At 70.4% G+C, this 14314-nt stretch carries 11 protein-coding genes; 5 read left to right on the forward strand and 6 right to left on the reverse strand.

Annotated features, from left to right (window positions below):
* The 3 genes from KBI44_19340 to KBI44_19350 form a co-directional block, all read left to right on the forward strand.
* Positions 1-962 (forward strand): metallophosphoesterase (locus KBI44_19340; protein MBP9146640.1); only part of this gene is annotated, 962 nt, incomplete at its 5' end.
* A 174-nt stretch (positions 963-1136) separates the two neighbouring features.
* Positions 1137-1757 (forward strand): hypothetical protein, encoded by a 621-nt coding sequence (locus KBI44_19345; GenBank protein ID MBP9146641.1) that lies wholly within the window; start codon positions 1137-1139, stop codon positions 1755-1757.
* A 179-nt stretch (positions 1758-1936) separates the two neighbouring features.
* The gene (locus KBI44_19350) at positions 1937-2581 is read left to right on the forward strand and encodes a hypothetical protein (GenBank protein ID MBP9146642.1); all 645 of its coding nucleotides are present in this window, start codon (positions 1937-1939) and stop codon (positions 2579-2581) included.
* A 19-nt stretch (positions 2582-2600) separates the two neighbouring features.
* Here KBI44_19350 and KBI44_19355 read toward each other — a convergent pair whose 3' ends face one another.
* The 3 genes from KBI44_19355 to KBI44_19365 form a co-directional block, all read right to left on the reverse strand.
* Positions 2601-3161: a hypothetical protein gene (locus KBI44_19355; protein ID MBP9146643.1), complete on the reverse strand. Its 561-nt coding sequence runs from the start codon at positions 3159-3161 to the stop codon at positions 2601-2603.
* A gap of 240 nt (positions 3162-3401) precedes the next feature.
* A complete protein-coding gene (locus KBI44_19360) occupies positions 3402-5228 on the reverse strand; it encodes a hypothetical protein (protein MBP9146644.1) in 1827 nt (608 codons plus the stop codon).
* A 347-nt stretch (positions 5229-5575) separates the two neighbouring features.
* Positions 5576-6052: a PDZ domain-containing protein gene (locus KBI44_19365; GenBank protein ID MBP9146645.1), complete on the reverse strand. Its 477-nt coding sequence runs from the start codon at positions 6050-6052 to the stop codon at positions 5576-5578.
* Between the two features lie 247 nt (positions 6053-6299).
* Here KBI44_19365 and KBI44_19370 point away from each other — a divergent pair, with 247 nt between their 5' ends.
* Positions 6300-8027: a HAMP domain-containing histidine kinase gene (locus KBI44_19370; protein ID MBP9146646.1), complete on the forward strand. Its 1728-nt coding sequence runs from the start codon at positions 6300-6302 to the stop codon at positions 8025-8027.
* A gap of 3 nt (positions 8028-8030) precedes the next feature.
* Positions 8031-8759: a response regulator transcription factor gene (locus KBI44_19375; protein ID MBP9146647.1), complete on the forward strand. Its 729-nt coding sequence runs from the start codon at positions 8031-8033 to the stop codon at positions 8757-8759.
* Positions 8760-8889: 130 nt separating this feature from the next.
* Here the strand turns inward: KBI44_19375 and KBI44_19380 are convergent, their stop codons facing one another.
* The 3 genes from KBI44_19380 to KBI44_19390 all read right to left on the reverse strand — a co-directional run.
* Entirely contained in the window at positions 8890-12240 is a 3351-nt protein-coding gene (locus tag KBI44_19380; GenBank protein MBP9146648.1) for a fused MFS/spermidine synthase, read from the reverse strand.
* Complete coding sequence (locus tag KBI44_19385) at positions 12237-13943, reverse strand: peptidyl-prolyl cis-trans isomerase (GenBank protein ID MBP9146649.1); 1707 nt, start codon at positions 13941-13943, stop codon at positions 12237-12239. Before KBI44_19385 ends, KBI44_19380 begins: the two co-directional genes overlap by 4 nt.
* A partial coding sequence (locus tag KBI44_19390; protein ID MBP9146650.1) for a tetratricopeptide repeat protein occupies positions 13943-14314 on the reverse strand: 372 nt, incomplete at its 5' end. The genes KBI44_19390 and KBI44_19385, both read right to left, overlap by 1 nt.

The raw sequence follows: 14314 nt of genomic DNA on the forward strand, positions 1-14314 counted from the left end.
TCATGTACGACCTCATCGGCGACATTCATGGCCACGCGGCCGAGCTCGCGGAACTGCTGCGCCGGATGGGCTACGCGCGCCGCGACGGCGCCTGGCGGCATCCGGAGCGCCTGGCGGTCTTCGTCGGCGACTTCCTCGACCGCGGTCCCGAGATCCGCGAGACGCTGCGCCTGGTGCGCGAGATGCTCGAGTCGGGATCGGCTCGGGCGGTGCTCGGCAACCATGAGTGGAACGCCTTCGCGTTCCACTCGCCCGATCCCGATCTGCCGGGCGAGTTCCTGCGACGGCACGTCGAGCGGAACGTGCAGCAGGTCGCGGCGACGCTCGCGCAGGTCCCTGCTGCCGAGCTCGCGAGTCATCTCGACTTCCTGCGCGCGTTGCCGATCGCGCTCGAGCTGAAGAGCCCGGGCGGCGCGGGCGACCTGCGGGTCGTCCACGCCTGCTGGGACGAAGTCGCCTTCGAGGTCATCGAAGAGGCTCTCGCCCGGCACGGGGGCCTCGCCGACCCCTTCCTCATCGAAGGATCGAACCCCCAGTCGCTGCTCTTCGCGGCGCTCGAGATCGTCCTCAAGGGCAAGGAGATCGCCCTGCCCGCGGGCGATTCGCTGGTCGACAAGGACGGTAACGTGCGCCACCTGGCGCGGGTGCGCTGGTACGCGCCGACCGCCGGCCAGTCCATCTCGAGCTACACCCTGCCGCACTTTCCGCATCTGTCGCCGGCGCCCCTTCCGGCCAAGGTCGTCGCCGAGGCACGCCCCTATCCGGAGGCCGCGCCACCGGTTTTCTTCGGCCACTACTGGCTCGCCGACCCGGTGCCGGCAGCCCTGGCGCCGAACGTTTTCTGCCTCGACTACTCGGTCGCGGCCGGCGGTTTCCTGTGTGGCTATCGCTGCGGCGGCGAACAGAACGGAACGTTCGTGACCGTCCCGAGCCGCCGGCGAAGCGGAACACGTTCTAGCTGAGGATCCCGGGCTGTCCGGCGAAACTTTTTTTCGGCGACAGCGTTTGATTCCTCCGTAGCTGCCGAGCCCGCTGGAGAGGGTCCGGCGCCCTGCGCTCGCAATGGCGGAGCGGCAGGAGCGTCACCTCCGGAGGGCCGAGTGGGCCGCTGAACCACGAACAAAGGAGAGACTTTGATGTCGCAGGGAAAGATCTGCCTCGCCATTGCAATCCTCGCGCTGGCCGCGTCCGCCCGGACGGCCCCGGCGCAGAATCTTCTGACGAATCCAGATTTCGACTCGCCCGCCGGGCTCGACGGCTGGACGACCCATAGCGGCAGCACGGTGCTCGGGGACGACTCGGGGAGCTGCACGACCTCCGGAGTCGTCGATGGACTCTCCGGGATCTCCGGCGGCGAGCAGTACTTCTGGATGAGCTCGCAACAGTGCATCCTCGTCGATCCGGGTGCGAATCCGGAGATGTTCCTCGCCGGAATGTACCGGACGACGGGAAACGTCTTCGCGCGCATCTACCTGCAGCGCTTCTCGGACAGCGACTGTTCGACCGGGATTGGCTTCACCGGCATGATCGCGGGGGATTCCTCCCCCGAGTGGAACAGGATCGCGGGCACCCTCGAGATCGCGAGCGGCACCGTGGCTGTCCGGCTGATGGCCGACAACAACGTCGCGATTCTCGGAGCGCCGGTGTTCACGGTGCAATGGGACCGCTTCTACCTCGGCCTCGCCCCCGAGATCTTCCTCGACGACTTCGAGTTCGAGAGCGGCAGCGCCTGCCACTGGTCGTCGATCGTCGACTAGGCTCGCTCGCACTGGCGGCGCCGTCGCCACCGGACCTCCTGCCCAGTCGACCGCGGCGCTCTATCCCGGCTGGAAAACTGTCACCGCTTCTTCGTCTGCCTCGCGGGCTGCGAGATTTGCCTCTCCGTCGGGCGCCCGACCTGGGTTAGTCTGCGCCGACTCCAGGAGAGGCAAACCCCGTGACCACGCCCAAGACTGCGATTTCGACGCCGCGCGCTCTGCTCGCAGTCCTCCTCTTCTGCTGTGCGGGCGGCCCGGCCCTGGCCCAGAATCTCCTCGCCAACCCCGACTTCGACGGTCCGGGGGGGCTCGACCTGTGGACGGTCCAGACCGGCAGCATGGTGCTCGGCGCCGACTCCGGCAGCTGCACGACCTCCGGTGCCATCGATGCCTCCTCCGGGCTTTCCGGCGGAGGGGACCAGGCCTTCTGGATCACTTCGCAGCAGTGCACTCTCATCGACCCGGTGGTGACTCCGCTGATTCACCTCGCCGGCATGTACAGGACGACGGCGACCCTCTATTCTCGCGTCTACCTGCAGCTTTTCTCGGATACCGCCTGCTCGGCGCCGATCGGTTTCAGTTCCCCCGTCTTTGGCGGCACCGCTCCCTCCTGGAGCCGCATCGCCGGCGAGGTCGCGATCGACGGCGCGACTCAGTCCGTCCTGTTCTTCGCGGAAACCTACCCCCAGACCGCTGGCGAGCCGGCGTTCACCGTGCAGTGGGATCGCTTCTACATGGGCATCCTTCCCGAGATCTTCCTCGACGACTTCGAGTTCGAGAGCGGCAGCAGTTGCCGCTGGTCGAACGTGGTCGGCGGGATCTGAGGCGAGTCTTCCGGGCGCGCTACCGCGGCCAGAGCCAGCCGAAGCAGCCGCCGGTGACGAGGGCGTAGACCAGACCGTCGAAGACCGCGCGCAGGGTGTTGCTCCACGGCACGCCCATCCAGATCGAGTTGACGATGTTGCCCACGCCGTAAGCGAGGAAGGCCGCCGTGCCGACGAAGCGGAAGACGATGAGGTAGTCGATGCCGGGCGCGAGCGTCCGCCCGGCGAGGTAGGCGAGGAAGAAGCTCACCACCAGGCAGTAGACGAACCACTGGCCCAGAGTCTTCCCCATGGCCATCGGGGCGTTGGGAAGCAGGGTGAGCGTCCCGACCGGTCCGCGGCGGAACTTCTCGATACCTTCGGGCGTGCCCATCTCTTTCATCGACTCGCAGGCGGGGAACATGTAGTAGCCGGGCGGCAGGGCGGCCTTGGCGAGGCCGGCGAGCGCCTCCGCCTCGTTCGGGATCTTCTTGTAGTCGGCGGCGTGGTACTTGAGCACCATGTGCAGGATCGAGCTGACGAAGAAGACGGCGAAACCGGCGACGACGATCGGCATCCACAGCGCGGCAATCGTGATCATCTCGGCTCTCCTCGAGTGGGCGCGAAGCGTCCGCCGGCGAGGAGTCGCCCGCGGCGTTCGTCAGTGCCCGGAAATATCGCGGGGAGAGTACCACTGGCCTGAGCTCTCCCGAGCGTGGGCCTGCAAGAAGGCTCGGGGACACACAAATGGGACACACAAATGGGACACACAAATTTGTGTGTCCCGTTTGTGTGTCCCCGAGAGGCCCTTCTGTGTGTCCCCGGCGAGACCCGGGCAGCCCTAGCAGCCGCCGGTGTCGGACGACCAGAGGCTGCAGTTGCCGATCTCGAAATTCCCGACGAAAACACTGTTCCACTCGTCGGCGCCGAGGTCGTAGGTCCCGAAGGGTCCGTTGGGAACCGCTGTCGCGTCGCTGCCGCGCGCCTCGCCGTGGAAGTCGGTGTCGACGGGCGTGTAGCGGAAGGTGTCGCAGTAGTCGATCGCAGGAGAGTCCGGCCGCAGGCGAGGGCTGCCGCTCGTCGGCGCCGCGAGGACCGCCTCCGCCGAGGCCACGACCTCGAAGCTCCCGGGATCCGGTGGAACGGGGAAGTTGGCGAGCGAGCGCGTGACGATGCAGTCACCGAACAAGGTGGCGCCGCCGGTAGGTGGGCTGAAGGTTGCGTCATCGAGCATCACGGACGAGAAGACCGCTATGTTCGATCCCGCGTCGTGGGCAATGAACGTTCCACTCGAACCCACGTTGTTGGCCCAGGCGGTGACGAACGCCGCGGTCACATTGCCGCCGCCAAAGGCCAGGACCGGATAGCCGAGATTCGCGTAGAAAAGGTCGCCCTCGAACAGGACCGTCGAGCCGGCGCCTTCGACCGCGACGGCGGAGCCCGAGCCGGGCGAGTAGTTGGCGAAGAAGGTCGTGCGGCGGATCTTGGCGTCGCCACCGCCGGTGACGTGGATGCCGCCTCCCGGAGAGCTTCCTCCGGTCGCCGCGGCCGTGCCGTTGTTCATCACCCGCGAGCAGCCGCCAGGGCTCTCGCAGTTGGCGATCGTCGAGCGGATGAGGAGTTGCGCGCCGTTGTCGACGAAGACGCCGCCGCCGCCGCGGAGGCCGAGATTCTCCAGGATGTCGGCGTCCCGGAACTCGATGTCCGTCGCCGCGCCGGTGGCGAAGAGACCGCCGCCGTAGTCCGCCCGGTTGAGCGTCAGGGCGGCCCTCTCGGTCGCGCTGCCGAAAAAGTTCACCACCGCGCCGTTCGTAGCGTAGACGCCGCCGCCGGAGCCGATGAGGGTGCCCGGGCCCGCCTGGTTGCAGACGATGCCGAGATTGAGGCCTCCGGGACAGCCGACGGAGCCGCCGCCGGCGAAGACGTTCATGCTGCAGTCGTCGAGGTAGACGCCGCCGCCCGCGACGTCGGCATCGTTGTCGGTGATGCTGCCGTCGTCGAGGAGGACCGTGCCGCCGCCGCTGCAGTGGACGCCGCCACCGTTCCCGGTCGCGTCGCCGCTGTAGATCTTCGCGCCGCCGGTGATGAAGAGCGTCACGTTGGGACCGGCCATGCGGATGTTGCCGCCGTCCGTCCCCTTGCCGCCCGAGAGCAGCGCATCGTCGACGTTGACGAGCACCCGCCCGGAGACGTCGACCAGCCGGCCGCTGCCGGCGCTGGCGATGAGCGCGACCTGCTGCAGCGTGAACGTGCGGGTCGAGGCGCCGGCGTTGTGGATGATGAAAGCGCTGGAGGAGGGGAGCGAGACCGTCGTACGTTGGTGGGCAATCGGCAGCGGGTCGGTGCAGGTCCCGAAGCCGCCGACGATCTCTACCGACCCGGCGACGTTGAGATCGATGGTGATCGGCGCCGCGATCGTCTGGGTCGGGTTGGTTCGCACCATGATGAGATCACTCGCAGTGCCGTTCGCGACCGCCTGAGCCACCGCGTCCGCGATCGTCGCGTAGACGCAGCCGGTGCCCGTTCCGACGCGCAACTCGGCCGCTCCGGCCGGCGCACCGGCGACCCACCCGAGGCCGACGAGCCCCGCCACCGCCGCCCATCCCGATCCCGCCCGCCGCATCCGATCCCCCATGGCCGCAACCCTCCCTTCTCTCTCCCACGCCATCGGGCGCCGGATCCTGACAGGGCGGTTCAGCGCGTCGGCGGTGGCGGGCGCTCCGGCACTCGGGATCCAAAGCGGGCTCCTATTTGAGGCGTGGTCGCCCACTTTGAATCCCGAGCGCCAGAGCGCCCCTGGCGAAGCGGAAGCTCAGGGAGAATGGTGACAGTTACCTATTTTCAGCACCCGGCACTGGAGCCGGGGCGTGAGGCGATGGGGAGCCGAAAATCGGTAACTGTCACGATTTTCGGACGCGAGCCGACGGCGAAAGGGCCGGCGGCGCATGCGAGGACGCCGCCGGCCCGTTCGGCCAGATGCTGTGGGGAGTCTCCTGCGGAGGGGAGCTCAGCCGGTCAGTTGGTCGCCACCTGAACCGGGGTGTGGGAGACGACGTGCTCGCCGACCCACTGCGCGAGGACCTCGCGCGGCACTTCCGACAGGGTTGCCGTGAGCTGCTTCTCGCTGCCGGCACGCTGCACCGTGTAGGTCGCGGCCTTGCCCGGTCCGAGGGCCGACTTGGCCTTCTTCACCGCTTCCTTGTTGTCGTCGCCGAAGCGCGCGCCGTTCAGAGCCACGAGGACGTCGCCCTTCTGGAAGCCCGCCTTCTCGGCCGGGCTGCCCGGGGCGATCTTCGAGATCGCGTAGACGCCGGCGGCGTTCTTCTCGGTCTCGATGCCGAGATAGCCGTGCTTGGCGTACTTCTTCGCCATTTCGTCGTAGCTCGCCTGGGTGTGCTTCTCGGCGCACTCCTTACCTCCGGCAAGAGCGAGGCTGGCAGGGGCGAGCAGCAGGGTGACGGCGACGGCGGTCCACTTCTTGAGGTTCGTCATCTTCAGCTCCGGTTCTCTCCCGGTTCCTGGCGTTGGGCGCCGTACGCCGGAGTCTCCGGGGTAGGTTGGATCACTTTGGCGCCCACGGAGGGAACTTACGCCGCAGGTCTGTAAACGACGTCTCGAAGCGGTAAAACACTGTGAGGTTTCGTCAAACTTTCGTAAAACCTCGACCGGCACTCTTCCGTATCCCCTGGACGTGTGGTCTAAAGGCGATGTGATCAGCGGCATCCGGCGCATCGGTGGCATGAGGCGGTGGCACAGTTGGGCCGTCTTCGCGGCGGCACTGGTGCCGCTCGTGGCGCTCCTCGGTCTCCAGTACCTCTGGCTCGAGCGCCTCGAGCGCGCCTCGGCCGACGCCCATCGCGCCACGCTCGACAACCTTCTCGAGGCGGTGGCGGCCGGCGTCGAGGTGCACTATCGGTCGCTGGGCGAGCGCGTCCTCAACCTCCCGGCGACGGTCTTCGCGCCCGACCGATTTCACAAGGCGCCGTACTACTTCAAGAAGAAGGACCTGACCGGCGCCGCGCGGCTCTTCGTCGTCGCCTACGCGGGCGAGAAGGCGGGCTGGCCGATCTTCTACGACCCCGGCAGCGTCGAGCCGGCGGTTCCGGCTCCGACCGAAGAGCGCGCCGTCTACATGGCGATCGCGCCTTGGAAGATCCTCGCCTACAAGGGGGGGCAGCTCGACCAGCCGACGCTCCAGGTCGAGGAACGCGATCCCCGCCACCGCCTGATCCTGAACCCGATCACCGACGACGCCGGGAAGATCGTCGGTCTGGCCGGTCTCCTCGTCGATGCCGCGCATTTCGAGAAGGTCGTCCTCTCCGGCGCGGTGCGCGACGCGCTGTCGCGCTTCCAGGGCGAGAAGCAGGCGCTGCCGGTGGTCTCCGGCCGCGACGGCGGCGGACGCGAGCTCTGCTTCGACACGGCGCCCGCCGCGCCGCCAGCACGCGCGCCGGAGGCCACCCGCCACCTGACCTTCGTCTTCCGCGACTGGGAGCTGGGCATCCACAGCCGCCACTACACCCCGGCCGGCTGGGCGCGGCGCAACTTCGCCATCAATCTGGCGCTCTCGGTGCTGCTCACGGCTGTCGTCGCCGGCGGCGTCCTCTTCGCGCTGCGTGCCGCCTCGAGGGCCATGCGCCTTTCCCAGATGAAGAGTGACTTCGTCTCCAACGTCTCCCACGAGCTGCGCACGCCGCTCGCTTCGATCCGCGTTTTCGGCGAGCTGCTGCGCCTCGGCAAGGCAGAGACGCCGGAGAAGGTGCGCGTCTATGGCGAGTACATCGAAACCGAGAGCCGGCGGCTCACCCAGCTGATCAACAACATCCTCGATCTCGCACGCATCGAATCGGGCCGCAAGAGCTACGAGCTGGTTCCGGCCGACCTGGAGGAGGTCGTGCGCGAGACCCTGCGCACCTTCCGCCCGAGCCTCGAGCAGGCCGGCTTCCGTCTCGGCTGGCAGCCGTCGGCGACGCCGCTCCCCGCCATCGCCCTCGACAGCTCGGCGATCGGCCAGTCGCTCGCCAACCTCCTCGACAACGCGGTGAAGTACTCGGGCGACGCGCGCGACATCGACGTCAGCCTGGAGCGCGAGGGCGACCTCGCGGTGGTCACGGTTGCCGACCACGGTGTCGGCATTCCGAAGGACGAGCAGGCGAAGATCTTCGACCGTTTCCACCGCGTCTCGACCGGCCTCGTCCACGACGTCAAGGGGAGCGGTCTCGGGCTCGCCATCGTTCGTCACATCGTCGAGGCACACGGCGGCCGCATCGAAGTCGAGAGCCGGCCGGGAGAGGGGAGCCGGTTCCGCATCCTGCTGCCGTTCGCCGACACTGCCGCCGCCCTCGCCGATGCCGCGGACTCCGCTGAGTCGGCCTATCCCTCCGATACCGTCGTCGTGCGGGCGGTCGAAGCGGCCACCGTGAACGTCCATCGCTCCGCGTCCCCGTCGCACCCCTCCGAGGCCTGACCGATGACCACCGTACTCATCGTCGAGGACGACGAAGCGATGTCGGTCGCGCTGCGCGACGGCTTCGCTTCCGAAGGCTACTGCGTGCGCGCCGCGCGCGACGGTGAAGCGGGTCTGCGCGCTGCGCAGGGCGATCCACCGGACCTGATGATCCTCGACGTCATGCTGCCGCGCATGACCGGACTCGATGTCTGCCGCGAGCTCCGCGCGAAGGGCAACGCCGTTCCGATCATCATGCTCACGGCGCGCGGCCAGGAGATCGACAAGGTCGTCGGCTTGCGCACCGGCGCCGACGACTACGTCGCCAAGCCGTTCGGTTTCATGGAGCTCATCGCGCGCAGCGAGGCGCTGCTGCGGCGCACCGGGAACGGCGGCGGCGGAACGGGCCCGCGCCGTGCGGCCGGGCCGCTCACGATCGGCGATCTCACCGTCGACCTCCAGCGCCACGAGGCGTTCCGGCGGAGTCCGGGCGAGGCCGGCGGCGGCAAAGGCCTCCCCGTCGAGCTCTCGGCGCGCGAGTTCCGCCTGCTCGCCTTCTTCGCCAGCCGGCGGGGCGAAGTCGTCAGCCGCGAGAGCCTGCTCGACGCCGTCTGGGAGACCCGGGGTGCCCCCTTGACCCGCACGGTCGACATGCACGTTGCAAAACTGCGCAAGAAGATCGAGCCCGACCCCCGCGAACCCCGCCACCTTCTCACCATCCACGGCCTCGGCTACAAGCTCACCGACGGTTGAGAGACCGGAAGCCGTCGCAGCAATTGGGGACAGTCCCCAATTCTCCTAAGTCCTGCGCGCTCAGCGGTTTGCCGTAATCAGGGACTGTCCCCAATTCTTGGTGGAGAGGGGGCGGAGCCGAGGCCGGGGCTCAGGGTTTGGGGGGGCCGGACTTGCCGATCTCGGGTTGAAGTTCGGCGAGCGCTGCTTCGAGGATCTCTTCCGCCTGCTTTTCCTGGTCGTCGAGGGCGGGCGGCGCGGCGGCGAGGTCGCGGAGCAGACGCCGGGCCTCGCGGATCCTCGCGCCGCGTTGGGGGCTCTCGTCGGCGAGCATCCTCGCGAGCTCGTCGAGCGCGGCGAAGCCCGTCCAGCGGTCCCGGGCGGCGAGGCCGAGAGTGGCACGCAGTGCCAGATCGATCGGAACGCTCTTGCGCGCAAGGAGAGCGTCGAGCATCGGCAGCGCCGCTGCGGCCGCCAGCGGGTCGCCGCTCTGCAGGCGCCAGGCGATGCGGGCCCGGGTCGCCGCCTCGCGCAGCGGGTGACGCGGGTCGATCGCGGCCAGCCGGGGGTCGAGCTCGCTCCACCGCACCTCGTCGCTCGCCGTGAGCGCGTGCCAGGCTTCGACGAGTGCGTCGGCGGCCGGATCGCGCGCGACCCAGTCGGCCAACTCGCCGGTAGGCTGGACGCGGCCGGCGTCGTGGGTCGTTCCGCGAGCGGCCTCGGATCGCGCTGCGGCGCGCAGTGCCAGGAGCCGCATGGCGAGAGCTTCGGGGCTCGCCGCCGCCGGCGGCGCTGCGGCGGCGCCGCCGGCCGCGCCGGAGTCCGCAGGCGCGTAGCCGTACGCATCGAGCCACCCGAACGCCGAGCGACGGGCTTCGTCGTCCCGAAGCTCGGTCGCGAGGCGCAGGGCCCGTGCCGGGGCGCCCTGTTCGAGGAGCCGCCGGACGAGGTACGCGCCATCGAGGTCGCGCGGCAGGTCCCGCAGTGCGTCGTAAGGCGAGAGCGCCGCCTCGAGCTCCTCCGGTCCGCGAGACTGGCCGAGGATGCGCGGCGATCGCGTCTGCAGGAGGTTGCGCAGGTCGCGAGTCGGCTCGGCGCCGGCGGCGAAACGGCGGGAGCCGTTGTCGTCGAGGATCCTGGCGAGCGCCAGATCCTCGGCGGAGAGGACCCCCACGTCGCTCCAGGCGGCGGCGTCGCGTGCGATCGCGCGTCGCGCCGTCGCGAGGTCGGCGAGCTCCCGGTCCGAGGCGACGAAGAGCACGGCGCCGCCAGGATGCGGCCGATAGCACTCGACGAAGGGGAAGACCGAACGCAGGGTGGCGACGAGCGAGCGCAGCAGCGCGACATCGACGAAATCGAGGCCGATCCACTGCACGAAGATCCCGCCGGGCTTCAGTCGGCCGTGCACCAGCGAGAAGAACTCCTGGGTGAACAGGCTCGCGGAGCCCGCCGTCCAGGGATGCGACGGTTGCGAGACGATGGCGTCGAAGAGCTCGCGATGCAGGGCGAGGGCGCTGCGTCCGTCTCCCAGGTGCAGCGCCACGCGGGGATCGGCGAGCGGGTCGCTCCGCCGGAGGGGCGCGACCGCGCGATTCGCGCGCACGATCTCAGGTTCGAGCTCGACCACGTCGATGCCTGCGATCGACGCCGGCAAGGCTTCGACGGAGTGCCCCGCGCCGAGCCCGATGACGAGCAGCCGGTCGATCCCGGGGCGCAACGCCGTGGGCAGGAGCGTGAGCCAGCGGGCGACGGCGTAGCGGGCGACCCGCCCGCCACGCGGCTGCACCGCCGACTCCGGAAGGCCGTTCGAGGTCATGCGCCACTCGAGGCCCTCGCGATGCAGCAGCACCGTCGCCGAGCGTCCGATGCCCGCGAAGACCACCGGTCCGAAGACCGCCAGCCGCGAGCGCACGCGGCCCGCGGATTTTCCCCCGGTAGTCTCCCCTGTCGGAGCGCTCGGCGCGAGCGGCGCGCTGGCTGCGAGCACCGCGCGGGCTGCGAGGACGGCCGTGGGAGACATGCGCAGCAGATTCCAGGGCGTCGCGGGAGGCGCGAGGAGCAGGGCGCCTCCGGCCAGGACGACCGCGCCGGCGACGAGCCGGGTGGAGCGCTCCCGCGGTCGCAGCGCGACGGCGAGAACGAGGGCGGCGCCCAGCGCGAGCGCCGAGACGACCGCGGACAGTCCGTGGAAGCCGAGTTGCGGAAGGAGCACGAGGCCGGTGGCGACGACCCCCACCACCGCGCCGGCGGTGTTGGCCGCGAGCACCGCCCCGGTCGAGGCCGCCGCCGTGCGCGCATCCTGCGCCGCAGCGCGCACCGCCATCGGGAAGCAGGCCCCGAAGGCGAGCGCTCCGGGGAACATCAGGGCGGCGCCGAGCAGCGTCGCGAGAAGGAGCGGATCGGCGCGGTCCGAAAGCGCCTCGAGGATCCGCGGCAGGCGATCGGCGGCGGCGAGCGCCAGGGGCGTCGCGATGCCCGCCACCAGGAGGAACCAGGAGAGAGCCTGTGCCGCCTGCGCAGCGCTTCGCGCGAAGCGCGTCGCGAGCGCCGTGCCGAGGGCGATGGCGAGCAGGAAGGTCGCGAGCATCGCGGCGAAGGAGTAGACGCTGCCGCCGAGCGCGAAGGTGAGGAGACGGGTCCAGAGCAGCTCCAGCGAGAGCGCCAGCCCGCCGGTGAGGGCGGCGACCGCGAGTGGCCAGCGTGGGCCGGGGGCGGAGGCGAGACTGGCCGCGTCGAGGTCGTCGGGTGCCGGCGGCGGTATCGGAACCATCGGCGCCACGGGCGCCACCGGCGCTCGCGGCGTCGCCGCGACCCTGGCCCTGAGCGACGCGAGCACGGCAAGCAAGGCGACGGCGAGGTTCAGTCCGACGCCGACGTAGATCGCGCGCCCGAGCCCGAGGCGTGGCAACAGCACGAAGCCGGTGAGCAGCGCGCCGAGCGCCGCGCCGAGGGTGTTCGACGCATACAGCGCGCCGACGCGGCGGCCGAGAGCCGACTCCCGGCGCACGGCGGAGCGCACCAGGAGCGGCAGCGAAGCCCCCATGAGAAACGTCGGAGGCAGGAGGAGGAGAGCCGCCCCGGCGAGGTGGAAGCTGGTGAGCGCACCCAGGCCGGCGTCGAGGTCGAAGCCCTCGGTGGTGAAGAAGCGCCGCTGCGCCCACGCCGCCCCGCGCAGGAGCATCGGCAGCAGCAGTGCGAAGCCGGCGATCGCCGCTTCGACCAGCCCGTAGGCGAGCAGTGGCCGGCGGACCCCGGACGCCCAGCGGCCGCCGAAGTGGGAGCCGAGGGCGAGCCCGGCCATGAACGCGGCCAGAACGGAGATCACCGCGAGCTCCGAGGCGCCGAAGATGAGGCCCAGCTGCTGCGTCCAGGCGGTCTGGAAGAGGAGCGCCGAGGCTCCCGAGAGGCCGAAACAGACGAGAGCCACGGCCCAGTGCGCCGATTCCGCCGGCGCGCCGGTAGCGCGCAGGGAGCGGCGGGAGCTCTCTCCGGCCGCGCTCATGGCGCGCCGGCGCGAGCAGGCAGGCCGAGGCGCAGCCGCACGGCCGGTTCGTGGAAGCGGAAGCGGCCGTCACGCAGCGCCTGGTCCTGGACTTCGCGATAGAGCGCCTGACGGTTTCGCGCCACGAAATCGCGCAACACGTCGGCAGCGACCTCGGCGTAGGGTCGCACCATCGGATCGACGCGCTCCATCACCTGGACGATCGAGATCCGCTGGTTGAACTGAAACGGCACGGTGTAGCCGGCGGACGGCATGTCGACGAGCAGGTAGCGGATCTTGGGCTCGAACAGTTCGAGGTCGCGGGCGCTCGACCAGCCGGCGTCCTGAACGATGCCGCCGAGCTCGAGCGCCAGCGACTCGAGCGTCGCGCGGCCGCTCTGGAGCTCGGCTTGGGCCGCTTCGAGACGCACCAGCCGGGCGCCGGGATCGTCCCCGAGCGGCACCGAGAGCATCCGCAGGCGCATGCGCAGCGGCGTCTGGTAGAGGAAGCGGTTGTCCTCGTAGTAACGCTCGAGGTCGGCACGCCGGCCGGCGGCGAGCTTTTCGATGCGCGCGTCGACCTCCCGGCGGGCGATCTCGGTGCCGAGCGCCGCGCGTTGGCGCGCCGCGATCCCGGCGGCGTGTTGGGTGCTGAATCCGTCGCGTTCGGCGAGACGGTAGATGCGCTCGGAGTCGGCCCAGTCGCCGTAGACGAGGTCGGCCTCTTCGGCGAAGCTCCGCGCTGTCGGGTCGGCGGCGCGGCGAGCGGCGATCTCCTCGCGCAGCTCGCCGACCGTCCATTCGAGGTCGCCGACCCGCAGCACCACTTCGGCCTCGCCCAGCGCGACGGCGCGTCGCAGCGCTTCGGAATCGAGAAGCTTGGAGCCGTCCGGCAGGGCCTCCTGTCCGGCGATCTCGCGCAACGTCTGGCGGCGGCGTTCCATGAACAGCTCGCGCGCCAGCAGGCCGCGGACGTCGGCGAGCTCGAACCGCTTCTCGGGAATGATGTCGCTCACCTGAAAGAGGAGGACGCCGTCCTTGCTGCGCACCGGTTCGCTGACTTCGCCTTCGCCCAGGGCGAAAACGATCTTCTCGACGGCGGCGGGCAGGCGCCCCTGGGTGATCGAACCGAGCCGTCCGCCGAGCGCCCGGGTCTCCGAGCGCGAGTGCTCGCGGGCGATGGCAGAGAAGCTGGCGCCGGCTTCGATTTCGCGCTTGAGCGCCCGCGCCAGCTCGAGGACCGGTTCCGGATCGGCGCCGCGTTCGACGCGCAGCAGGAGGTGCCAGACGAAGCGCTGGGCCGGGCGGTGGAAGCGGTCGGGATCGGCCGCGAAGGCGGCAGCCACCTCGGCCTCGGTCGGAACGGCGATGGCGCTCGAGCGCGTCGAGCGGTAGAGCTCGACGACCGCCCGGTGCCGGAGCTTCTCACCGGTTTGCCCGAGCCCGGCGATGGCGCGCTCGAGCTCGCGCTCGTCGGCGGGGACGAGCAGCGCCTCGAGGGCGAGCAGGCGGGCGCCCTCTTCGAAGCTCGCGAGGAGCTCCTCGCCGCGCGCCGCTGTGGCCGCGCCGCCGCGCGCATGGAGCCACTGCTCCACGGCGGCGAAGGGGATCTCGCCGCGCATGGTGGCAGCCGCGGAGTTCGCCTCGTCGGCGCCGCGATGGCAGCCGGAGAGGAGCGCGACGGCGCAGCAGGCGAGTCCCAGCAGGCGAGCGGGGTGACGCATCACGGCGCCTCTGCGAGACGGCTGGCCTGCGCCGCCAGACGGGGATCGGGACACTGCCCGGCGATGCGGGCGGCGAGCTCGCGCGCCGCGGCGCCGCGCCCGGTGGCCAGCAGGAGCGTGGCGCGGGCGAGCTGCGCCCTCCAGTAGTCGGGCGCCAGGTCGAGCGCCCGGTCGAGCTCGCGTTCGGCGTCGGCGTAGCGCTCGCGCGCGAAGAGGAAGGTGGCGAAGTTGAGCCGTGCGGCAGGGTCGAGCGGTTGACGCGTCACGAGCTCCCGGAACTCGGCCTCGGCGAGGTCGAGCCGGCCCGAATCGGCCAGGAGGATCGCCAGGCTCTGGCGGGCGCGTCCGAAATCGGCGTCGAGGTCGAGCGC

It is taken from the genome of Thermoanaerobaculia bacterium, from assembly GCA_018057705.1.
Lineage (GTDB): Bacteria > Acidobacteriota > Thermoanaerobaculia > Multivoradales > JAGPDF01 > JAGPDF01.